This is a genomic window from Xenorhabdus griffiniae, from assembly GCF_015163655.1.
GTDB classification, from domain to species: Bacteria; Pseudomonadota; Gammaproteobacteria; order Enterobacterales; family Enterobacteriaceae; genus Xenorhabdus; species Xenorhabdus griffiniae.
In genome coordinates this window covers 1-22,347 of sequence record NZ_JADEUF010000066.1, presented here as the reverse complement: position 1 = coordinate 22,347, position 22,347 = coordinate 1, and the positions used below count along the sequence as shown (strand labels likewise).

Below are 22,347 nucleotides of genomic sequence, written 5' to 3'. Positions count from 1 at the left end.
CTATTGCTATTTATTTACAAAGTTAAATGGGACGGATTGCTTTTTTATATCTGTTTTTATCTCTGGTTTTATTTGTTTTTATTCTCATTCTTTATTCGTCTTTTAATTAGGTTTTATGTGATAATATGCTGTTGCCAAATTTGCATTTGGGAGCTATTTTATATTTATATTTTTTGTTATTTAAGTAAATTAATTTTTGGTTAATAAGTTATCTTGTTTGAGAATTTTACTGCTGATTTTTCTGTGCGGAAAAGCCGCATAAAACATTTGTTATTCTTATCATTTTCACCATGGAAGTGAAAATAATTGATTAATTTTTCTTATTCATTGTGCGTATGAGCTGACTAAAGAGGAGGAATAATCAACAAGAGGCTCTTAGTTAAATTTATGTCACAAGCAAGCGGTGTATGTATTTGTTTGGTTTAGATAAATTTATTGATTGTGGTGGCAAAAAATATCCTTGATAGATGGCGAAAGGGATTGAATTTTGTTTGCTTAGCAAAGCATTGCTAGTTGAGTTTACGGAGGTGGGAAGATATGGATGTTTTTTTATTTCAATATCATACTGTATTTTATCTTATTTTTGTGATCTGTGTGATGTTTGTGCACAAAGCAGAAGGGGGTGCATTTTTTCTTCTGTTTGAAAATGGCGCGATCATAAACTAAAAATGATCATACTGATAGCTTTTTAATAACTAGTATTCACATTTAATTAATAAATTTGGCATGACTATGATCTAAATCAAGTTATAGTGGAAGATGAGTGCCTACCTACATTATCAAGAAGCAAATTTTATTAGAATATTGATAATTTAACTAAAGGAAAGATTTTTTATCGTTATTTTGGATTTATAAGTTTAATAGATCGTATAAAACTAAAAACACTCCCTAATATTTTTATTTAAATAATTTAACTTATTAATTGTAGACTATTTCTCGTTTTTTTTTGCTTGAATAGTTAATGAGCTAGAATCATAATAAAAAGTACTAGTTTTGTGATCTAGATCACATAGTATTTAAAATGACATATGTTCTCCGTTGTATAAGTTGATGATTCAGGAGTAAAGTTAATTAGCATTAAGAATATTCTTAATCAATTGTGGCAAGTGCATTACCCAGATGACGCAATAATACTTTTACAACCCATTACCGAAATATTTTAGAAATTGGGCGATCCCAAGAGTAATACAAAGGACAGTTACTGCTCTGGCTAAAGATGTATATTTCAGTTATGTCGGAGATTATTGAATCTCATGCTACTGGTAATTTTGTCGTGAGTGATTCTTTGATCACTTAATTTGATTTTTTCATGTAATCGGACGGGATATATAGAAATGAGTACGGCTGAATTGCTCAAACATATTTATGACATAAATTTATCGTATTTGCTTTTGGCACAACGGCTAATTAACCATGAGAAAGCATCTGCGATGTTCCGTTTAGGTATTAGTGAATCGATGGCTGATACGTTGGCCGAGCTGACATTGCCTCAGTTAGTAAAATTAGCTGAAACAAACCAACTGGTTTGCCATTTTCGGTTTGAAGACCACGAAACCGTACAGCAGTTAACTAAAGAATCGCGGGTGGACGATCTGCAACAAATTCATACAGGTATCTTACTGTCTACTCATCTTTTTCGGCAGTTATCCGCCCAGGATGACACTTCAATCAAGAAAAGAGCATAAAGATGGTTGAAAAAAGTATTGTTCAGGAAGCGAAAGATATTCAGCTGGCAATGGAACTCATCACTTTAGGCGCGCGATTGCAGATGCTTGAAAGTGAGACTCAGTTAAGTAGAGGTCGATTGATCCGGTTGTATAAAGAGTTACGGGGAAGCCCTCCGCCTAAAGGGATGCTCCCCTTTTCGACGGATTGGTTTATGACTTGGGAACAAAATATTCATTCGTCAATGTTCTACAATGCTTACCGTTTTCTATTGAAAAGTGGACATTGTGAAGGCGTAGAGGCTGTTGTCAAAGCCTATCGTTTATATCTTGAGCAATGCCCGCCGGCGAGTGAAGAAGGGCCTGTTCTGGCATTAACCAGAGCTTGGACGTTGGTTCGTTTTGTTGACAGTGGGATGTTACAGCCAACACAATGTCGCTGTTGTGGTGGAACTTTTATCACACATGCTCACCAGCCGGTAAATAGCTTTGTTTGTAGTCTTTGTCAGCCCCCTTCACGGGCAGTAAAAAAACGTAAACTTTCCTCTCAACCTGCCGATACTAATTCACAACTGCTGGATGGATTTGCTCAGCAAGCTATGTGAATTTAAATGGGAAAGTAAAATTCAGGTTACAGGTTTGATTATAAACTCTGTAACCTGTCGTCACACTCTTCTTCATTTATCGATTCTCCCTGTTCAGATCCCATCTGCTCACCAACTTAGCTAAAGGATATCGCGTGTTAGTACTTTTAGGATATATCGTGGTTTTTGGTGCGGTAATTGGTGGCTACCTGCTTGTCGGTGGTCACATGGGCGCACTTTATCAGCCAGCGGAATTTTTGATTATTGCAGGTGCGGGAATTGGCGCTTTTATCGTGGGCAATAATGGCAAGGCGATAAAGGCAACATTGCGTGTGTTACCAAAAGTATTACGTAGCTCAAAATACAATAAAGCGATGTATATGGATCTTATGGCGTTGCAGTTTCGCCTGTTGTCCAAGTCTCGCCAGCATGGGCTATTGGCTTTGGAGCGAGATATTGAAAATCCACACCAAAGCGACATTTTTACCCAGTATCCTCGTCTGTTAAAAGATCAGTATTTGATGGATTTTATTACTGATTATATGCGCCTGATCATCAGCGGTAACATGAATCCTCATGAAATTGAAGCCTTGATGGATGAAGAAATTGAGACTTATGAACAAGAAAGTGAAGTACCCGCGACGAGTTTGGCAATGGTAGGGGATTCACTGCCTGCATTCGGGATTGTTGCGGCTGTTATGGGCGTCGTTCACGCATTGGGATCTGCGGATCGTCCGGCAGGAGAATTGGGCGCCTTGATCGCACATGCGATGGTAGGCACATTCCTTGGGATCTTATTGTCTTATGGTTTCGTTTCCCCTCTGGCAACACTCCTTCGTCAACGCAGCAGTGAGCAGGTCAAAATGATGCAATGCATCAAAGTGACGCTGCTTTCCAGTTTGCATGGTTATGCACCACAAATTGCAGTTGAATTCGGTCGTAAAACGTTATTCCTCACAGATCGTCCTTCATTCACAGAACTGGAAGAACATGTTCGTCGGGTTAAATCCCCTGTACAACAAGAAGTTGAAGAATAATTATGAGAGCGAATAATGTTTCTGTCGTCAGAATAAAGAAGCGTAAAAAACATGATTCGAACCATGTCGGCGGATCATGGAAGATTGCTTATGCTGATTTTATGACTGCAATGATGGCATTCTTTCTGGTTATGTGGTTGATATCGATAGCCAGTCCGCAGGAATTGACCAGCATTGCTGAGTATTTCCGTACCCCTTTAAAGGTAGCAATTAATCAGGGACAGAAAAGCAGCGATAGCACCAACCCGATCCCTGGGGGAGGGGATGATATTTTCCAACAAGATGGAGAAGTCTTCCGTCAATCTAATATCGTTGAAGCTAAAGAAGAAACTCGCCGCTTAAATCGGTTACGCCAGCAACTTGATCAATTGATTATTACCGATCCTCGCCTTAAAGAGCTGCGTCCTCATTTATTGATTGACATGATGGATGAAGGTTTACGCATTCAGATTATCGATCGAGAAAATCGTCCGATGTTCATGATTGGCAGTTCGAAAGTCGAAAGTTACATGAGCGATATCTTGCGGGCAATTGCACCGATCTTAAATGATATTCCCAATAAAATCAGTCTTTCTGGTCATACCGATAATTTACAGTATGCTAACGGCCAGCGGGGTTACAGTAACTGGGAACTTTCTTCCGATCGTGCTAATGCATCAAGGCGTGAATTGCTGATAGGTGGTCTGGATGAAGCCAAAGTCCTGCGAGTTGTGGGTATGGCATCCACGGTTAGTATGCAGAAAGATATCGATCCTAATGCGCCGGTTAACCGTCGTATCAGCATTATTGTACTCAATAAAGAGGCAGAAAAAAGGATTGAGCAGGAAAATAGTGGCGGTAACGCCATGACCGCTAACAATAGTATGGATATGCAAGAAGTCATCAGAATGGATTCCAATGAGGGAGCGGCGGCTCAGCAACCCACCGAACAATCCCATGTGATCATAAAACATGAAATCGCAAAATCGGAACAGCCATCGGCTGAACCGCCGAGTGATAATAAGATGACAGAGTAAGTAACGATGGATATTACCGCGTTTTATCAAACTTTTTTTGATGAAGCAGATGAACTGTTGGCTGATATGGAGCAGCACTTATTGCTACTCGATGCCGATGAGCCAGATCATGAGCAGTTAAATGCAATATTTCGCAGCGCCCACTCCATTAAGGGGGGCGCTGCGACTTTTGGTTTTACCAAACTGCAACAGACCACACATGTTTTGGAAAATCTGCTCGATAGCGCCAGACGTGATGAAATACGTTTGACCGTTGACATTATCAACTTGTTTTTAGAAGCGAAAGATATTATGCAGCAACAATTGGATGCCTATAAAAGTTCTCAGGAGCCGGATGAAGACACATTCAATTATATCTGCGAGACACTGCGTCAGCTGGCATTAGAACTACAGCAAGGGCAGCGGGAAAAAGAATTTTTTGCAGCAACCCCTGAGATTCAGGCTGAACATGTCACAGAAGATGTTGTAAGTGACGTTGAGGAAAAACAGGCAGCAGTATTGGTCCAGCCTGAAGAGAATCAGCCAAAAGAGCGGCATACTTCAACAGACAAATCCAATCATGGACAGATACGTGTTCATTTATCTGGTTTGAAAGAACGCGAAGTCAGTTTAATGAAGGATGAATTGGGGCATCTTGGTGAGATTTATGATGTAGAACAGACTACCAATAGCCTTGAAGCTTCATTAATCACATCTGCGACAGAAGATGATATTACGGCTGTATTGTGTTTTGTCATTGAGCCTGAGCAAATCACTTTTTTACCCCCCAATGAGTCTCCGTCAGAAGGCGCGGACACTGAAACAGAACAAGATGCAACCGTAGTAAGCGGTGATGCTGTAGATACAGCCGTAAAAACGGATACGGTAAAAACTACGGCAGAAAATAGCAGTAATACAGCAAAAGATACTATCACAGCAACAAAGACGACAATTACAAACAATCCACAGCCGACTGACGCCCCGAAAAAAACAGATGTACGTGAAGTTGGGCGTCCAGCACCACGCCCGGCAGCAGGATCGCCACGCCAACGTGCGGAATCATCCAGTATTCGTGTCGCTGTAGAAAAAGTTGATCAGCTTATCAATTTAGTGGGTGAATTGGTCATTACCCAATCTATGCTGGCTCAACATTGTAACGGTCTGGAACCGACCAAACACAGCGAATTGTTGAGCTGTATGGCTCAATTGCAGCGAAATTCCCGTGACTTGCAAGAATCTGTCATGTCAATTCGCATGATGCCGATGGAATACGTTTTTAGCCGTTACCCACGTTTGGTGCGGGATTTGGCTGGAAAACTCAATAAAAAAGTGGAATTGACACTCATTGGCAGTTCGACAGAACTGGATAAGAGTTTAATTGAACGGATTATCGATCCTCTAACTCACCTGGTACGTAACAGCCTTGATCATGGTATCGAAAGTCCGGAAAAACGCCTTGCGGCGGGTAAACCAGAGACGGGTAATTTGACGCTGGCAGCAGAGCATCAAGGTGGAAATATCTGTATTGAAGTTATTGATGATGGGGCAGGTCTGAACCGTGAAAAGATCTTAGCAAAAGCACAATCTCAAGGCTTAAGCGTCAGTGAAAATATGAGCAATGAAGAAGTGGCAATGCTGATTTTTGCTCCCGGTTTCTCTACCGCAGAAGTGGTAACTGATGTTTCTGGCCGTGGTGTTGGCATGGATGTGGTCAAACGCAATATTCAGGATATGGGTGGGCAAATTCAGATTAATTTCCAGGCAGGAAAGGGAACTGTTATTCGCATTTTGCTGCCGCTGACATTAGCGATACTGGATGGCATGTCAGTCAGAGTCAATGAGGAAGTTTTTATCCTGCCACTGAGTGCTGTCGTGAGTTCATTGCAACCACAAGAGGAAGATATTTATCCATTGGCGGGTGATGAAAAACTATTGCTGGTACGTGGGGAATATTTACCGCTGCTTGAACTGTATCGCATATTCGATATCCCTAATGGAATCACTGATCCAACGAAAGGCATCGCTGTTATTGTGCAGAGTGCCGGACGCCGTTATGCCTTGTTGGTAGATAAACTGGTGGGGCAACATCAAGTTGTTGTTAAAAATATAGAGAGTAATTATCGCAAAGTACCGGGTATTTCGGCGGCCACCATTATGGGGGATGGCAGCGTTGCACTCATTATTGATATTCCGGCTTTGCAAAAACTTAACCACGAACAGTTGGCTCAGCGCAAAACATTTCACACTAAAAGGTAACATCATGTCAGCCATAGAAGAATTTAATAAATTATCGGGGGAAACGACCGGAAAGGAATATCTGGTTTTCACCTTAGGTGATGAAGAGTATGGAATTGAAATATTAAAAGTGCAGGAAATTCGCGGTTATGACCAGGTTACCCGCATTGCAAACACGCCTGCTTTTATCAAGGGGATCACCAACCTGCGTGGGGTGATCGTTCCTATCATCGATTTGAGGATCAAATTCTCACAGGAAGATGTCACCTATAACGACAACACTGTTGTGATTGTCCTGAATTTGCTTAACCGTGTTGTTGGGATTGTGGTTGATGGTGTGTCTGACGTGCTGTCTCTAAAAGAAGATCAGATTTGTCCTGCACCAGAATTTGCGGTCACTTTATCTACAGAATATCTGACGGGGCTGGGTTCTATTGATGAACGGATGCTGATTCTGGTTGATATCGAGAAGCTTCTCAATAGTGAAGAAATGGCTTTAGTTGATTCAGTCGCCAAAAGTTGATGTAAAGATTGATGTTTTGGGGCTACTGCAATAAAAATCAGTAGTCCCTTTGTTTTAGATCAAAAAAATACCGTAAAAAATCAATTTTTAGAATTATACGTAAAGTTCCCTTTTAGTGTGCCGATAACTATCTGTAATTCTAAAAATCGGCATAGAAATTTAGTAAAAAAAGGGAAGTTATGTTTAACCGAATGAAAATAGTGACGGGATTAATCTCAGTCATCATATTGTTTGGTGCTTTGCAACTTATCTCCGGGGGATTATTCTTCAAAGGGTTGAAGAATGATATAAAAGCCTTTGACTTAATAGATAAAATGCGAGAGCAGCAAATCTATCTGGATGAGAGCTGGGTTAACCTGTTGCAAGCCCGTAATAACCTGAACCGTGTTGGCATCATGTACATGATGAAAAATCGCGGTGTTGAAGGGAGTTATAAAGTTGATGACGCTCTGGCGGAAGCCAAAGCTAATATTGCCCGTGCTGAACGGCTCTTCGAAAAATATGAACAGACTGAAAAATTGTCTTTCTATGATCCAGAACATCTGCAACGTCTAAAACAAACTCACAATGATTATCTTAATGCGCTTAAAGAGTTAGATAACATGCTGGCGCATGACAAGTTTGAAGAGTTTTTTCTCCATAAAACGACGGATTATCAGAACGCGTTTGATGTGGAATTTAACTTTTATCTTTCCCAAAGTTCAAAATTTTATGACCAGGTGGCAGAAGAAGCTGACCAAACTTACAGTAATATCATTGCTTCGTTGATCTTTGTGATGGCTCTGCTGGCTGTCGTCATGGGAATAAGCTGGATTGGCTTACGCAAAGCGTTGATCAATCCATTGCATAAGTTGTTGGATAATATCAAAGCCTTCTCAAGAGGGGATTTGACTCAAGCGATCACGGTAACTGGCAATAATGAGATGGGCATGTTAGCCGTTGGCTTGAGACACATGCAGGAAGAACTGATCAATACGGTCAGAAGTGTTCATCAAAGTACCGAAACCATCTATACCGGCACCAGCGAAATTGCCGCGGGTAACAACGATCTTTCTTCCCGTACTGAACAACAAGTGGCTTCGTTAGAAGAAACGGCTGCCAGCATGGAACAGTTGACGGCGACAGTAAAACAGAATGCTGACAATGCCCGTCAAGCCAGTAACTTGGCTGACAACGCCTCTGAGATCGCCCGTCAGGGAGGTAAAGTGGTGGCTAATGTCGTTCAGACCATGCATGAAATTGCAGACAGTTCTCGTAAGATCTCTGATATCACGGGTGTCATTGATGCCATTGCTTTCCAAACCAATATTCTTGCCCTTAACGCTGCCGTGGAAGCTGCCCGTGCCGGTGAACATGGCCGTGGTTTTGCCGTGGTTGCTGGTGAAGTGCGCAATCTGGCACAACGCAGTGCAGAAGCGGCGAAAGAGATCAAAGCGTTAATCGAAGACTCTGTGAATCGTACAGATACTGGCTCCTTGCAGGTAGAAAGTGCTGGCGAAACCATGAACAAAATTGTCGATTCTGTTACCCGCGTGACTGACATTATGGGGGAAATAGCATCGGCTTCTGATGAACAAAGTAGAGGGATCACGCAAGTTGGTGTCGCGATTTCCGAAATGGATAGGGTTACACAACAAAATGCGTCATTGGTTGAGCAGTCTGCTGCTGCGGCGGCGGCATTAGAAGAGCAGGCCAAGATATTGACCAAGGCGGTTGCAATGTTCCAGTTACCGGAGCAGGCAGAAAGGAAGCAGCCTGAGAAAAGAAAACATGAAGTTTTATCGGCGACAAAATCGTCGACTCCTCCAGCTAATAAAACAAATCCTTCCGTGTTGAAGAAAGACAGCAATGTGGAAGATCCCTCTAATTGGGAAACATTCTAAAAAAATAATAGCGATAACTACGGCTGCATAATGCAGCCGTTAAACGAGGTGATTACATGTTAGGCAAGCTTCGCATATCAACCAGTTTGTATCTGTTACTGATGATGTTTTGTGTTATGCAAATTATTTCGAGTGGTTTGTCTCTGGGAATAATTCATACAGATCAGGAATATATTGAAAGAATTGATCTGGGAACTCAACGGAGAGATACCCTTGGATTGAGTTGGTCGGCATTGTTGCAAACGCGTAATACTTTGAACAAAATCGCAATTGCCCAGAAAGTAGGACAGCCACAAGCGCAGATAGAGATAATGGAAGCGTTACTCAAAGGCTCAATGAATGACGCAGACCGGAATTTTGCCAAATTCAGTTCACTACCGCGGATGGAGCAAACCGATCAGGGTGCAGCTTTATTAACTGCGGTTGAACATTCTTATCAAGAATATATCAACGCATTAAAAGAGCTAAAAACTTATCTTTATGAAGGTAATTTTCAGGCTTTCCTTGATCAACCTACAGAAGATTACCAGCGTAAGATGGAAATTGCATTTAACAACTATATGCAGTTTCTCGGCGCGAACATTAACTCAGCAGTTTCTGAAGGGAAATTTTACTACAAAGTATCCATTGCCATGTTTTTTGGCGCCATCTTGATGGTATTTGTTGTTTCAATAGCCGCTAATTGGTGGATGAAACGTAACCTGCTCAGACCGTTTTCGAATATGAGAACGTGCTTCCAGGATGTAGCAGAAGGGCGTTTGGATAAGGAAATTTCCGTATTCACCGATGATGAGATTGGCGATATTTTCCGTAAGCTGCGTGACATGCAGGCATCATTAGCTAAATCCATTGCTGCTGTGCGTGAGAATACCAACCAGATGTATTCTGGCATTCAAGAGATCACTCAAGGTAATACGGACTTATCTTCACGTACAGAGCAACAGGCCGCATCATTGGAAGAAACGGCTGCCAGTATGGAAGAGTTGACGGTTACCGTTAAACAGAACGCAGAAAATGCGCGTCAAGCCAGCGAATTGGCGGTATCGGCTTCCCAGACTGCTTCAAAAGGTGGCGAATTAACCACAAGTGTTGTAGCAACTATGGATGAAATCGCCAAAAGTTCGAAGAAAATCAGCGCCATTATTAGTGTTATTGATGGTATTGCGTTCCAAACCAATATCCTGGCCCTGAATGCTGCTGTTGAAGCGGCACGTGCCGGCGAACAGGGGCGGGGGTTCTCTGTTGTCGCCGGTGAAGTACGTGACCTGGCACAACGTAGTGCCGAAGCTGCGAAAGAAATCAAAACCTTAATTGATGAATCTGTCCATCGTGTTAACCAGGGTTCAGAATTGGTGAATAATGCGGGGCAAACGATGGATGAGTTGGTTAGATCGGTAAACCAGGTGACTGATTTAATGGCTGAAATTGCGGCTGCTTCTGATGAGCAGAGCCGTGGTATTCATCAAGTTGCTCAAGCCGTCAGCCAGATGGATCAAGTCACACAGCAAAATGCTGCATTGGTGGAACAATCTGCCGCTGCCGCTGCTGCGCTTGAAGACAAGGCGGACATGTTGGTAAAAACGGTTGCTCAATTTGAACTGCCTGACAGTTTGGAAGATGAGTACGATCATCAGGCGACCGCTACATCAAACATGACTGATGAGCATGTTGTAAATCAACTTCGCTGAGGTCAGATGAAAGCCAATTCAATAGCTTCAGAAACTGATGCTACTGCGTCGCTGAACTTTATGCTTCAGCGACATGCTTTGTCAGATGCGCAATTTGAGCGCATCTGCCAGTTTATCTATCAACGGGCTGGCATAGTACTGGCAAAAAATAAGCGTGAGATGGTATACAACCGTTTAGTCAGGCGGCTTCGTCTGTTGGGGCTTAATGATTTCGGTCAATATCTGTCGATTCTGGAACAAGACAGTCACAGTAAAGAATGGGAATCATTCATTAATGCATTGACCACTAATCTCACCGCATTTTTCAGGGAAGCCCACCATTTTCCTATTTTGGCGGCCCATGCCAGCAGGAAAAATGGCGGAACATACCGCGTTTGGAGTGCTGCTGCTTCAACGGGGGAGGAGCCGTATTCTATTGCAATGACCTTGTGTGATGCACTGGGGCATCGGTCAAATCGGATAAAAATCATTGGCAGTGATATTGATACCAGTGTGCTGGAAAAAGCCAGGCGGGGTGTTTATCGGCTGGAAGAATTACAGTATTTGAGTGAAAGCCAAAAGAAAAAATATTTTTTCAAGGGGGTTGGTCGCTTTGAAGGATATGCACGGGTTCGACCTTTACTTGCTGAGTTGGTGAGTTTTCAGCATTTGAACCTGCTTGATTCTGATTGGGCACTCGAAGGTAAATTTGATGCAATATTCTGCCGTAATGTCATGATTTATTTTGATAAAAAGACACAGGAAAGGATCTTGCGTCGTTTTGTCAATTTCTTAAAACCGGATGGTTTGCTCTTTGCAGGGCATTCCGAAAACGTCACTCAAATCAGCCGAGAGTTCTACTTGCAAGGACAGACCGTTTACGGTGTAGGTCGGGCAAGGAGGGGTCATGAATAAAATAACTGTTCTTTGTGTGGATGATTCGGCGTTAATGCGTCAAATCATGCGGGAAATTATCAATAGTCACCCTGATATGGAAGTTGTCGATTGTGCTCCAGATCCATTTGTTGCCCGTGATTTAATTAAAAAACACAATCCGCAGGTATTAACATTGGATGTTGAGATGCCGCGCATGGATGGTATTGATTTTCTGGAAAAATTGATGCGGTTGCGCCCTATGCCTGTTGTGATGGTGTCTTCTCTGACAGCAAAAGGTTCGGAAATTACATTGAAAGCATTGGAACTGGGAGCGGTGGACTTTGTGACTAAGCCACAATTGGGTATCCGTGAAGGTATGTTAGCTTATAGCGAACTGATTGCCGAAAAAATCCGTGCCGCAGCCCAGGCTAAAATCAGCCCGGTAGAGCCGATATCGGTAAGTACAGCACCATTGAATTTCAAGCCACTATTATCCAGTGAAAAACTCATCGCAGTAGGAGCATCGACAGGAGGAACTGAAGCAATCAAAAACCTGCTGCAACCCCTGCCGATCACCAGTCCGGCTTTATTAATTACTCAACATATGCCTCCGGGTTTCACCCGTTCTTTTGCACAAAGACTTAATAAACTGAGTCAGATAACGGTAAAAGAAGCTGAGGATGGGGAGCGTGTTCTGCCGGGACATGCTTACATTGCCCCTGGCGATCGTCATATGGAACTTTGTCGCAGCGGGGCTAATTATCAAATCATGGTAACCCATGCTCAGCCAGTTAATCGCCATCGTCCTTCCGTTGATGTCCTCTTCCGTTCCGTTGCTAAATATGCCGGGCGCAATGCGGTAGGCGTTATTTTAACCGGTATGGGTAATGATGGTGCTGCCGGCTTGCTGGAAATGAAGCAGGCAGGCGCTTACACATTAGCCCAAAGCGAAAAAAGTTGTGTCGTTTTTGGTATGCCACGGGCTGCTATTCAGTTAGGGGCGGTGGATGAAGTCATGGATCTTCAAAAAATCAGTAAAACTATGCTGGCCAAAATCAGTGCGGGGCAATCGGTTCGTATTTAGTCGTTGTATTTGGTAGTTGTATTTGATGTTAATTTTTGCAGCGCTGTGCTGCTGGATAAGTGAAATTCCAAGGAGTTTTTATGGCAAGTAAGGATCTGAAATTTTTGGTCGTCGATGACTTTTCAACTATGCGTCGAATTGTACGTAATTTACTGAAAGAATTGGGATTCAACAATGTAGATGAAGCGCAGGATGGGGTAGAAGCATTGACTAAACTCCGCACTGCCGAATTTGATTTTGTTATTTCTGACTGGAACATGCCAAATATTGATGGCCTTGAATTGTTGAAAACGATCCGCGGTGAAGAAAAACTGGCAGCTTTACCTGTCCTGATGGTAACGGCGGAGGCAAAAAAAGAGAACATTATTGCAGCAGCCCAAGCCGGAGCGAGCGGTTATGTTGTGAAACCGTTTACTGCGGCTATTTTGGAAGAGAAACTCAATAAAATATTTGAAAAATTGGGGCTCTAAGGAGACAAAATGAGTGAGAATCCAGTCATGCCGAGAAGTGAGGCGATCTCAACCAGTGAGATAATCAGCCGTATTGGGCAGTTAACCAGAATGCTGCGCGATAGTTTACGTGAACTGGGATTGGATCAAACCATCGCTCAGGCGGCTGAGGCGATCCCAGATGCAAGAGAGCGATTAAATTACGTTGTTCAAATGACGGCACAAGCGGCTGAAAGGGTGTTGAACTGCGTTGAAGTCGCACAGCCCCGTCAGAACGAATTGGAAGCATCAGCAAAAGCGTTAACCCAACGTTGGGATGAATGGTTTGCAAATCCGAAGAATTTGGATCTGACCGATGCTCGCTCACTGGTAACGGACACGAGAAATTATCTGAATCTCGTACCTGATCATACTTCATTTACCAACACACAATTGCTTGAGATCATGATGGCGCAAGACTTTCAGGATCTTACTGGGCAGGTAATTAAACGGATGATGGAAGTTATTCAGGAGTTGGAAAAACAGTTGGTCATGGTATTAATGGAAAATATGCCATCCGACCAGATGGCTAAAGCGAAAAAAGAGAACGACAGTCTTCTTAACGGCCCTCAAGTTAACCAGAATGGGACTGGTGTGATTAGCAACCAGGCACAGGTTGATGATTTATTGGATAGTTTAGGTTTTTGATAACGAGAGTAAGAGCTTTAACGAACGGAATCTTTATATTTTGGTTGCGCTTGGGTGAGCCGGATGGCTGGCTCAAGCGCCTGCTTCGATGACATTAATTCAGGTCATGCAGAGGAAATAACCACTTTCCCGACGGGTAAATACTTATAAATTGTTGATAACGATACATTGTAAATAATCGACAACTGCTTCCGGCTATGCCCTTTATTCAGTAACCTGGCGGCCTGTTGTCGATTTTCCTCGGTAAACACCACTGGCCGTCCACCAATGCGCCCCTGTTCCCGTGCTGCGGCTAGTCCAGCATTGGTTCTTTCTACAATCAGCTCACGTTCCATTTCTGCCAGTGCACTCATTACATGGAAAAAAAACCTTCCCATTGCCGTACTGGTATCAATACTGTCAGTCAGGCTTTGAAAATGAATTCCGCGTTCATGCAGTTCTGAAATCAGGGTGACCAGATTCTTCACACTACGCCCCAGCCGATCCAATTTCCAAACCACCAGTGTATCGCCAGATTTAAGATGCTTTAAGGCACGTTTTAGCCCAGGACGATTAGCCGTCTTCCCGCTGATCTTGTCTTCAAAAATCAGCTCACAGTGAATACTGATTAACGCATTTCTTTGTAAATCACTATTTTGGTCATTTGTTGACACTCTGATGTAACCAACTCTTGCCACTCGATAATCCTGTAGTCATGCTAGAAACTATGTGAAAAGCAAATAATACCCATTTATTCACTATAAAAAACCTTTAATTTATTTAATGGCAAGATAAAAATTTGGATTTGGCAGTGAGATATCAGAATCAATGATGTAAGAAGAATGATTATCAATAAGATTGATAAAGCATAACCATAACGAGTGACTCAACTCACAGTATCAATTTTTTCTTGCCAAAGATACTCAAATAACCCTCGCTTATTTTCTCAAAATGCTCTTTATTTAATTGAAATAATTTTGTTACCAACTTGTTATGTTAAATGCCGAGGGTGTATATGGAATTAATTACACAATGGTTATCTGCACTAAACGCGGTAGTATGGGGTGTTCCCATGCTAATTGGGCTTTTGGGGATTGGTATCTTCATGCAAATCCGCTTGTCCTTCTTACCGATCCGTAAATTAGGTACGGGGTTCAAATTACTCTTTCAAAAAAATGAACAACGAGGTGAAGGTCAAATTTCACCGTTTAACGCGCTAATGACTGCATTGTCAGCGACAATCGGGACTGGAAATATCGCGGGAGTGGCGACAGCCATTGTGATGGGCGGACCCGGAGCTATGTTCTGGATGTGGATGACCGCATTGGTGGGCATGGCGACGAAATATTCAGAAGCAGTCTTGGCGGTACGTTTCCGTGAAACCGATAAAAACGGTAATTACGTTGGCGGTCCGATGTATTACATCAAAAACGGCTTGGGTAAAAAATGGGTGTGGCTGGGAACACTCTTTGCTTTCTTCGGCAGTATTGCGGGTTTTGGTATCGGCAATACCGTACAAGCCAACTCTGTCGCTGACGTATTGCAAAGTAACTTTGGTATTGAAAAAACCATCACGGCCGGTATCTTGGTCGTTTTGGTGGGTGCCGTGTTAATTGGCGGTATCAAACGCATTTCTGATGTCGCTGGTAAATTAGTGCCGATTATGACTGTCGGTTACTTTGGGGCAGGGATTATTGTTTTGGCGCTCAATCTTACAGCTATTCCCGATGCATTTGCTTTAATCATCAAATCTGCTTTCACGCCTGTTGCGGCGCAGGGGGGATTTGCTGGTGCAGCAGTTTGGGCGGCGATCCGTTTTGGTATCGCCCGCGGCGTATTCTCTAACGAAGCAGGCATGGGAAGTGCGCCTATTGCTCACGCCGCGGCAAAAACCCAAAACCCCATTCGTCAGGGTTTGATTGCCATGCTGGGAACCTTTATTGATACGATCGTCGTCTGCTCCGTAACAGGCTTAACCATTGTTATTACCGGTGGCTGGCTGACAGGCCAAACGGGCGCAACTCTAACTGCCGCTTCTTTCTCAACCGTGATCCCGGGAGGCAACTATATCGTTGCTGTTGCTTTGGCTATTTTCGCCTTTACAACCATTTTGGGATGGAGTTTTTATGGTGAGAAATGTATCCAATATTTATTGGGGCCAAAAGCCATAGTACCTTTCCGTATCGTTTGGATTATTGCGTTGCCGATTGGCGCCACTCAGTCGCTAACATTTGTCTGGTTGCTGGCAGATACTCTTAATGCCATGATGGCGATCCCCAACCTGATAGCCATTGCCTTTCTTAGTCCGGTAGTCTATCGCCTGACGAAAGATCATATCCGCGATGTTAATGCTGATAGTATTGATATTAAGGCACCAGTTAAAATAGATTAAAAAACGCATTGAGATGGCTGTTATTGGCCATCTCAATGCAAAATAGTTGTCATAATGCCCCAAATATCCCCGCAAATTTTGCAGTGTTCCCGCCATTGAATTTCTGGGCTTTTGTCATGCTTAACACAATTTTATTTGCCCTTTCCTAAAGGCAAATTTTCTGCATGTAATCACGAACGCTCACCAAGGAAAGCTGTGGCTGAAGATAGCGATCTCGAAAAAACCGAAGAACCCACGCCCCATAAACGGGAAAAAGCTCGCAAAGAGGGGCAAATTGCGCGTTCTAAAGAACTCACCTCAATCCTGATGTTAGCGGGAGGGGTAAGTTTGCTCTGGATGAGCGGACAATCGATGACCCATGAACTTTCCCTGATGGTATTTGAAGGATTCAATTTCGACCATAACATGGTCAGTAACGACAAACAGATGGTGCAACAAGTTGGTCGGTTACTGAAACAAGCGGTTTGGGCGTTACTGCCGGTTTTTATTGGATTGGTCTTAATTGCTCTCAGTGCGCCAGCGTTGATGGGTGGGCTGTTATTTAGCTCAAAATCGATCAAATTTGACTTGACCAAGTTGAATCCCATCTCAGGCTTGAAGAAAATTTTTTCCATGAATGCATTGGCGGAATTATTCAAAGCCATTTTGAAGGCATCACTGGTAGGAGGGGGGGCAGCCCTGTTTATCTGGCTTAATTGGCCTACTATGCTCAATCTGTCTGCTCAACATCCGCTGATAGCCTTGAGCGATGCCATGATGATGCTGATTTTTGCCAGTTATATTGTCTTATTTATGTTGATACCCATGGTAGCGTTTGATGTGTTTTATCAGATCCGCAGCCACTTGAAAAAATTGAGAATGACCCGTCAGGAGATCAAGGATGAATTTAAGGAGCAAGAAGGGGACCCACATGTAAAGGCCAGAATTCGTCAACAACAGCGAGCGGCTGCGCGTAAGCGCATGATGGCAGATGTGCCGAAAGCGGATGTCATTGTCACCAACCCGACTCATTACGCTGTTGCCTTGCAGTATGACAGCAAAAAAATGAGTGCTCCCAAAGTATTGGCAAAAGGGACAGGACTCATTGCCTTGCGCATTAAAGAAATTGGTGCGGAAAATCGCATTCCATTACTGGAAGCTCCACCTTTGGCACGCGCGTTGTTTCGCCATGCTGAGGTTGGCGGCTTTATTCCTGCGGCATTATATGCTGCTGTCGCAGAAGTGCTTGCCTGGGTTTACCAATTGAAACGTTGGAAACAGGAAGGTGGCCTGAAACCGAAAAAACCTGAAAATCTGCCAGTGCCGCCAGCACTGGATTTTGCTGGAGAAAATAATCGTCATGGCTAATCTGGCCTCATTATTACGTTTATCGGGGAATATAAAAGGCTCCCAGTGGCAAATGCTTGCGGGGCCTGTTCTGATCCTCATGATCTTGTCAATGATGGTACTGCCGTTGCCACCATTCCTGCTTGATCTACTGTTCACTTTCAATATCGCGCTTTCTATCATGGTCCTGCTGGTGGCAATGTTTACCCGCCGGACGCTGGATTTTGCCGCATTCCCGACCATTTTGCTGTTTTCAACCTTACTACGCCTGTCACTGAATGTGGCTTCCACACGAATTATCTTAATGGAAGGACATACGGGATCTGCGGCGGCAGGGCAAGTCGTGGAAGCTTTTGGTCACTTCCTGGTTGGTGGTAATTTTGCCATTGGTATCGTGGTTTTCGTTATCTTGATCCTGATTAACTTTATGGTCATTACCAAAGGTGCGGGGCGTATTGCAGAAGTCGGTGCGCGCTTTGTATTGGATGGAATGCCAGGTAAACAGATGGCGATTGATGCTGATTTAAACGCTGGTTTAATTGGCGAAGATGAAGCTAAAAAGCGTCGTGCCGAAGTGACACAGGAAGCGGATTTCTACGGTTCAATGGACGGTGCGAGCAAATTCGTACGTGGCGATGCGATTGCCGGCTTGATGATATTGGTGATTAATATCATTGGTGGCTTGATTGTTGGTGTTGCTCAACACGGTTTGTCTTTGGGGGATGCCGCAGAAGCCTATACTTTGCTGACCATCGGTGATGGCTTGGTTGCTCAGTTACCTGCATTAATTATTTCCACAGCGGCAGGTGTTATCGTAACGCGCGTAGCGACAGATGAAGATGTTGGTCAGCAAATGGTGACCCAGCTTTTCAACAATCCAAAGGTAATGATGTTGAGTGCGGGTGTACTCGGCCTGCTTGGATTGGTGCCGGGAATGCCTAATTTCGTCTTTTTGTTATTTACGGCAGCCTTGGCGGGCGTGGGCTATTTCCTATTGCGTAAGGACAAAAATCCGCTTGTGGCACAACATGAAGAGATGAAAGCGGTGGAAGAGCAACAACAAACCGCAGAAGCCTCATGGTCTGATGTGCAACTGGAAGATCCACTGGGAATGGAAGTGGGTTATCGTTTGATCCCAATGGTGGATTTCCGCCAAAACGGTGAATTGCTGGGCCGTATTAGCGGTATTCGTAAAAAATTCGCGCAAGAAGTGGGATATCTGCCACCCGTTGTACATATTCGTGACAACCTTGAATTGGCGCCAGCCAGCTACCGTATCATGATGAAAGGCGTAGAAATTGGGCGTGGTGAAGCCCATCCGGGACGTTGGTTAGCGATTAATCCGGGCGGTGCGGTGGGCGAATTGCAAGGTGACTTGACGACAGATCCTGCTTTTGGTCTGGCTGCTGTCTGGATTGATGACAGTTTAAGAGAACAGGCGCAAGTGCAAGGCTATACTGTCGTAGCGGCCAGCACGGTTGTTGCAACTCACCTAAACCATTTGCTCTCCCAGCATTCCAGTGAACTGTTTGGCAGACAGGAAGCGCAGCAATTGTTTGAGCGCGTCAGTCAGGAAATGCCGAAACTGACGGAAGATTTCATTCCTGATGTCGTGAGCCTGACAACCTTGCATAAAGTTTTGCAAAACTTGCTGGCGGAACAAGTGCCGATCCGTGATATGCGTACCATTGTTGAAACACTGGCAGAACATGCGCCGGTACAGAAAGATCCTTATGAATTAACGGCCATGATTAGAATCGCGCTTGGCAGGGCGATTGCCCAGCGATGGTTCCCGAATGCGGATGAAATCAAAGTGATTGGCTTGGATGCCGGGTTGGAAAGATTGCTGCTACAGGCACTGCAAAATGGCGGCGGACTGGAGCCAGGTTTGGCAGAAAGTTTGGAACGTCAGGCGGCAGAGGCATTGGAGCGTCAGGAAATGTTGGGAGCACCACCGGTATTATTGGTCAACCATGCACTTCGTCCACTGTTGTCTCGTTTCTTACGTCGTGTATTGCCTAGATTGGTTGTACTGTCCAACCTTGAAATCACTGACAATCGTCAAATCAGAATGACGGCAACGATTGGGGGTGCGAGGTAGAAAAAATAATGGATATACGCATTAAACTTTAAGTTGCAATTTACAACACGATATGAAACATGATTTCTCCCCGCGAAGTGGGGAGAAAGTACACACATATTGAAGTCGCTCCTGCTTTAACTGGTGAACCCAGGATCCCATCGCAGACTTACTCACATTCATTGCCTGAGCGGCTTCTCTCACGCTGTAATTTTGGTCAAGGACTAGCTGGGCTGATTCCGGTTTAAATTCAGGACTGAGACGTCTTTGCATAATGTCACCTGTTTGATTGTTGAAGTGAGAGTATCACCTCTATGACGGTGACCAAAATTATTGAACCACATCACATTGATGTGGGGTTCATGCAGGTTAGCATCCGCTGGAATGGGCACAGGGTTTCTTCACCTACGGATTCTCCTTGACCCGGAAACTAACGTAATGGTTGGAGCAGAGGTGCATCTGAGGCAATCAATTCATCTCCATATGGCTTGGAGTTTGGCATTGTTGGGAAGATAAAATCCGCGCAAGAAACTATGGTAGTCGGTTCTTGCGATCTACCACAACCTTCGTGATCTTTGAGGAAACTGTATGTTGGAACTGGATATTATCGGGGAATGGGATGTTAGAGCTACCAACCTTGACCAAGAAGAAGCAGACAGAAACGTCTATGAGTTCGACCTGACGCTTTGGAATCTATTGTGCACTCTGGCAAAAAAACGTCCAGAGGATGCAGCCACACAGTTTTCCCTCGGAATGGACATTGTACACAAATTGGTATTGGCAACACCTTCTCAGTTGGAAGCGTTAGCGTCTGGTGTTCTTACTTCCTTCAAACTCGAAACTTCGGAGCGAAACATCATCTCTCGACTGACCGAAGACTATGACCCTGTTGTGTTCATCAACCATAACGTGGATGAGTTTGATGCAGCCTACTGGCTTTTGTTCAACCGAGTCGCTTTACGGGACCCTGAAATGGCTAAAGAGGTTTTCGGGGTATCGAGAAAGCTGGCAGAGCTGGTGGCGCAGGCAACAGACAGCCAGTTGCGTCACATGTCTGTAACAACAGTGACACATTTCACGTTGCGCTTTGCTCCGAGCATTATTGAAGAAATTCTCGATGACAACCGGAACGAGGTAACACACCCGGTACTGAAAAAACTGCAACAGTCTCTACAGAGACGTAGGAAGTGGAAATGAAAATTGGCAACTCAGGAACATTAGGTCGTTGGGTCACAGCTAGACACATGGCTCTGGCCGGATACATCACAAGAATTATAATGATCGAAACTGGCCTTACTTATAAGCAGGTTAGACGGCTTTACCAGGAGCTGGCGCGAGATGGATACACCTTGGAACGAAAATCTAGGACATTCCGTAGTGGAGCGACACTAATCCATAACCACACATCAAAAATCCAGGCATCACTACTGATGCAGCTCTACTACAATATTGGTGGTAAAGCCGCATTGCGGGCAGTGAACATCAAAGCCTTAAATAAAGCGTTCAGAATGTATCACGCTATCCGCAAAGAAGTACCTGGCATGAAAGGAGCAAGATGGACTCCGTTTGATATTACTGACGCCTGGTGTCTTGCTTCTGAGTTGCAAAGTGAGGACGCAATGCTAGAGGAGTGCAACAAATGTAAATGCACGTACTTTACCTCTGTTAATCAAAGAACCTGCGTTGCATGTCCGTTTTGCAAGGAACAAGAAAGGCATGGTGGTGGGGAGAAAGAGTGTACATGAGTAGACTATGACATTTTCGGGGGCCTGTTTAGAAATTTGTTTACCTGCCTGATTTTGACATGTTCAATCCAGCATCAAAAACAGGTTGATTTATGGATGATAAACAGTTAAATGCTTTGGCTAACGAACTGGCAAAAAATCTTGAAACCCCTGAAAATCTCAGCTAGTTCGATGGCTTACTGAAAAAATCAGCCCAAGGCCGGCTCCGATGCCCACAACGGCTACTCGACAAAGATAGTCACCACAGGAGATGGGCCATTAGAACCGCGAACCCCATGCGATCGTGACGGCTCCTTCGAACCGCAACTGGTGAAGAAACCCTGATCTATACCACCACAAGCCGTCAGGGCTACCGCTATTACCGATCGCTAACAAACCTGGTTGAAAATATAACGGGGTTTGCAGCTTTCATCATCAATACTCATCTTCCGATTTTTTCTATTTCACTCCTGCTTTTCTAATGCCTGTATCTGGCGTTGTTCGGGCGTTAGTGCTTTGCCCACAGGCATAATTCCTTGTATTTCGGCCTGGTATTGGCGATCCCATTATTTTCCCAGGGTGCTGGCATCAATCCCCAGTGAACGAGCGATCTTAACAACCTGTTGAACCGCTTCCAGCTTAAATTCAGCGGAAAGTACGCAGAACAGAAACAGGTCAATGAACGTCAGGTAACTGAAATTCAGCAACTGACTGATACCATCACCTACCAGAACGCGCACATTGAAATGCTGTATGAGCTGGACACCAAACACACTCAGGAAATCGCCAATGCCAAACTGAAATTGACACTCTTCGCGCTGATATTGCCGCTGGTCGTCGCAGGCTGTGTATCAAAGCCGAGTGTTGGAATACATTAGGCTGGCATACGCTGAAACTGGTGTTATAAAGTATTATTTCTGGTGTACGTTTGTATCTGCAAAAAAAATAGCTGTTAAATGTAGGAGGAGGTATGGGGCAGTATCGGCACACAATTTCCAATATTATGGCAATGCCTCGTGATGTATTGTTACAGAAAACGACTGAAGTGATTTTGGGTCATGATTCCAATTTATTGATAGTGACGAATGTTCAAATAATACCCAATGACTCTGTCATGCATTTCTATGGATTTTGAAAAAGATAAGGTCTTGCGAGTCAGTCT

20 protein-coding genes and 3 pseudogenes are annotated in these 22,347 nt (G+C 43.9%); 19 read left to right on the top strand and 4 right to left on the bottom strand.

What is annotated here, in order from left to right; translation table 11 throughout:
- Positions 1 to 1,334 precede the first annotated feature (1,334 nt).
- The 12 genes from flhD to cheZ all read left to right on the top strand — a co-directional run bounded on the left by flhD (position 1,335) and on the right by cheZ (position 13,684).
- Positions 1,335 to 1,685, top strand: coding sequence for a flagellar transcriptional regulator FlhD (gene flhD / locus IQ211_RS11725; RefSeq protein WP_189759655.1), 351 nt, complete (start codon positions 1,335 to 1,337; stop codon positions 1,683 to 1,685).
- A 2-nt stretch (positions 1,686 to 1,687) separates the two neighbouring features.
- Complete coding sequence (flhC, locus tag IQ211_RS11720) at positions 1,688 to 2,269, top strand: flagellar transcriptional regulator FlhC (RefSeq protein ID WP_189759654.1); 582 nt, start codon at positions 1,688 to 1,690, stop codon at positions 2,267 to 2,269.
- Between the two features lie 134 nt (positions 2,270 to 2,403).
- Positions 2,404 to 3,285, top strand: a complete 882-nt coding sequence (gene motA / locus IQ211_RS11715) for a flagellar motor stator protein MotA (protein WP_189759653.1) — start codon at positions 2,404 to 2,406, stop codon at positions 3,283 to 3,285.
- A gap of 2 nt (positions 3,286 to 3,287) precedes the next feature.
- A complete protein-coding gene (gene motB / locus IQ211_RS11710; protein ID WP_189759652.1) occupies positions 3,288 to 4,301 on the top strand; it encodes a flagellar motor protein MotB in 1,014 nt (337 codons plus the stop codon).
- Between the two features lie 6 nt (positions 4,302 to 4,307).
- The gene (cheA, locus tag IQ211_RS11705) at positions 4,308 to 6,536 is read left to right on the top strand and encodes a chemotaxis protein CheA (protein WP_189759651.1); all 2,229 of its coding nucleotides are present in this window, start codon (positions 4,308 to 4,310) and stop codon (positions 6,534 to 6,536) included.
- 4 nt (positions 6,537 to 6,540) lie between these two features.
- Positions 6,541 to 7,038: a chemotaxis protein CheW gene (cheW, locus tag IQ211_RS11700; protein WP_189759650.1), complete on the top strand. Its 498-nt coding sequence runs from the start codon at positions 6,541 to 6,543 to the stop codon at positions 7,036 to 7,038.
- Between the two features lie 179 nt (positions 7,039 to 7,217).
- Complete coding sequence (locus IQ211_RS11695) at positions 7,218 to 8,921, top strand: methyl-accepting chemotaxis protein (protein ID WP_189759649.1); 1,704 nt, start codon at positions 7,218 to 7,220, stop codon at positions 8,919 to 8,921.
- Between the two features lie 56 nt (positions 8,922 to 8,977).
- The gene (locus tag IQ211_RS11690) at positions 8,978 to 10,609 is read left to right on the top strand and encodes a methyl-accepting chemotaxis protein (protein ID WP_189759648.1); all 1,632 of its coding nucleotides are present in this window, start codon (positions 8,978 to 8,980) and stop codon (positions 10,607 to 10,609) included.
- Between the two features lie 6 nt (positions 10,610 to 10,615).
- Positions 10,616 to 11,503 (top strand): protein-glutamate O-methyltransferase CheR, encoded by an 888-nt coding sequence (gene cheR / locus IQ211_RS11685; protein WP_189759647.1) that lies wholly within the window; start codon positions 10,616 to 10,618, stop codon positions 11,501 to 11,503.
- The gene (locus tag IQ211_RS11680; RefSeq protein WP_189759646.1) at positions 11,496 to 12,548 is read left to right on the top strand and encodes a protein-glutamate methylesterase/protein-glutamine glutaminase; all 1,053 of its coding nucleotides are present in this window, start codon (positions 11,496 to 11,498) and stop codon (positions 12,546 to 12,548) included. The genes cheR and IQ211_RS11680 overlap by 8 nt, the downstream gene beginning before the upstream one ends.
- Before the next feature lie 80 nt (positions 12,549 to 12,628).
- Complete coding sequence (gene cheY / locus IQ211_RS11675; protein ID WP_189759645.1) at positions 12,629 to 13,018, top strand: chemotaxis response regulator CheY; 390 nt, start codon at positions 12,629 to 12,631, stop codon at positions 13,016 to 13,018.
- A 9-nt stretch (positions 13,019 to 13,027) separates the two neighbouring features.
- Entirely contained in the window at positions 13,028 to 13,684 is a 657-nt protein-coding gene (gene cheZ, locus IQ211_RS11670) for a protein phosphatase CheZ (protein ID WP_189759644.1), read from the top strand.
- 104 nt (positions 13,685 to 13,788) lie between these two features.
- Here the strand turns inward: cheZ and IQ211_RS11665 are convergent, their stop codons facing one another.
- A complete protein-coding gene (locus IQ211_RS11665) occupies positions 13,789 to 14,361 on the bottom strand; it encodes a recombinase family protein (protein ID WP_189759643.1) in 573 nt (190 codons plus the stop codon).
- Positions 14,362 to 14,678: 317 nt separating this feature from the next.
- On the opposite strand from IQ211_RS11665, the gene IQ211_RS11660 reads away from it, so the two are divergent.
- The 3 genes from IQ211_RS11660 (at position 14,679) to flhA (ending at position 19,482) form a co-directional block, all read left to right on the top strand.
- A complete protein-coding gene (locus IQ211_RS11660) occupies positions 14,679 to 16,055 on the top strand; it encodes an alanine/glycine:cation symporter family protein (protein WP_189759642.1) in 1,377 nt (458 codons plus the stop codon).
- 195 nt (positions 16,056 to 16,250) lie between these two features.
- On the top strand, positions 16,251 to 17,402 hold the full coding sequence (gene flhB, locus IQ211_RS11655; RefSeq protein WP_189759641.1) for a flagellar biosynthesis protein FlhB: 1,152 nt from the start codon (positions 16,251 to 16,253) through the stop codon (positions 17,400 to 17,402).
- Entirely contained in the window at positions 17,395 to 19,482 is a 2,088-nt protein-coding gene (gene flhA, locus IQ211_RS11650; protein ID WP_189759640.1) for a flagellar biosynthesis protein FlhA, read from the top strand. Before flhB ends, flhA begins: the two co-directional genes overlap by 8 nt.
- A gap of 63 nt (positions 19,483 to 19,545) precedes the next feature.
- Here flhA and IQ211_RS11645 read toward each other — a convergent pair.
- Positions 19,546 to 19,734 (bottom strand): annotated as a pseudogene (locus IQ211_RS11645) (transposase); the annotation flags it as partial.
- A gap of 315 nt (positions 19,735 to 20,049) precedes the next feature.
- Between IQ211_RS11645 and IQ211_RS11635 the strand changes: the two are divergent.
- The 3 genes and pseudogenes from IQ211_RS11635 to IQ211_RS11625 all read left to right on the top strand — a co-directional run.
- Positions 20,050 to 20,658 (top strand): transcriptional regulator, encoded by a 609-nt coding sequence (locus tag IQ211_RS11635; RefSeq protein ID WP_189759639.1) that lies wholly within the window; start codon positions 20,050 to 20,052, stop codon positions 20,656 to 20,658.
- Positions 20,655 to 21,206 carry a FlhC family transcriptional regulator gene (locus IQ211_RS11630; RefSeq protein ID WP_189759638.1) on the top strand — a complete coding sequence of 184 codons (552 nt, stop codon included), beginning with the start codon at positions 20,655 to 20,657 and terminating at the stop codon, positions 21,204 to 21,206. The genes IQ211_RS11635 and IQ211_RS11630 overlap by 4 nt, the downstream gene beginning before the upstream one ends.
- Positions 21,207 to 21,298: 92 nt before the next feature.
- Positions 21,299 to 21,524: pseudogene (locus IQ211_RS11625) on the top strand (transposase); the annotation flags it as partial.
- Between the two features lie 227 nt (positions 21,525 to 21,751).
- Here IQ211_RS11625 and IQ211_RS20145 read toward each other — a convergent pair.
- Positions 21,752 to 21,958, bottom strand: a complete 207-nt coding sequence (locus tag IQ211_RS20145; protein WP_399478090.1) for a hypothetical protein — start codon at positions 21,956 to 21,958, stop codon at positions 21,752 to 21,754.
- Here IQ211_RS20145 and IQ211_RS11620 point away from each other — a divergent pair.
- A pseudogene (locus IQ211_RS11620) lies at positions 21,878 to 22,050 on the top strand (lysis system i-spanin subunit Rz); the annotation flags it as partial. The gene IQ211_RS20145 and the pseudogene IQ211_RS11620 overlap by 81 nt on opposite strands.
- 204 nt (positions 22,051 to 22,254) lie before the next feature.
- Here the strand turns inward: IQ211_RS11620 and IQ211_RS11615 are convergent.
- A partial coding sequence (locus IQ211_RS11615) for an IS1 family transposase (protein ID WP_228011597.1) occupies positions 22,255 to 22,347 on the bottom strand: 93 nt, incomplete at its 5' end.

Bases quoted from the DNA above. Each gene is read 5' to 3' on its own strand.
- IQ211_RS11635 (WP_189759639.1), top strand. From the start codon at position 20,050: ATGTTGGAACTGGATATTATCGGGGAATGGGATGTTAGAGCTACCAAC.
- cheR (WP_189759647.1), top strand. From the start codon at position 10,616: ATGAAAGCCAATTCAATAGCTTCAGAAACTGATGCTACTGCGTCGCTG.
- IQ211_RS11660 (WP_189759642.1), top strand. From the start codon at position 14,679: ATGGAATTAATTACACAATGGTTATCTGCACTAAACGCGGTAGTATGG.
- IQ211_RS11680 (WP_189759646.1), top strand. From the start codon at position 11,496: ATGAATAAAATAACTGTTCTTTGTGTGGATGATTCGGCGTTAATGCGT.
- cheW (WP_189759650.1), top strand. From the start codon at position 6,541: ATGTCAGCCATAGAAGAATTTAATAAATTATCGGGGGAAACGACCGGA.
- motB (WP_189759652.1), top strand. From the start codon at position 3,288: ATGAGAGCGAATAATGTTTCTGTCGTCAGAATAAAGAAGCGTAAAAAA.
- flhA (WP_189759640.1), top strand. From the start codon at position 17,395: ATGGCTAATCTGGCCTCATTATTACGTTTATCGGGGAATATAAAAGGC.
- cheY (WP_189759645.1), top strand. From the start codon at position 12,629: ATGGCAAGTAAGGATCTGAAATTTTTGGTCGTCGATGACTTTTCAACT.
- flhC (WP_189759654.1), top strand. From the start codon at position 1,688: ATGGTTGAAAAAAGTATTGTTCAGGAAGCGAAAGATATTCAGCTGGCA.
- IQ211_RS11690 (WP_189759648.1), top strand. From the start codon at position 8,978: ATGTTAGGCAAGCTTCGCATATCAACCAGTTTGTATCTGTTACTGATG.
- IQ211_RS11630 (WP_189759638.1), top strand. From the start codon at position 20,655: ATGAAAATTGGCAACTCAGGAACATTAGGTCGTTGGGTCACAGCTAGA.
- IQ211_RS11695 (WP_189759649.1), top strand. From the start codon at position 7,218: ATGTTTAACCGAATGAAAATAGTGACGGGATTAATCTCAGTCATCATA.
- flhD (WP_189759655.1), top strand. From the start codon at position 1,335: ATGAGTACGGCTGAATTGCTCAAACATATTTATGACATAAATTTATCG.
- cheZ (WP_189759644.1), top strand. From the start codon at position 13,028: ATGAGTGAGAATCCAGTCATGCCGAGAAGTGAGGCGATCTCAACCAGT.
- cheA (WP_189759651.1), top strand. From the start codon at position 4,308: ATGGATATTACCGCGTTTTATCAAACTTTTTTTGATGAAGCAGATGAA.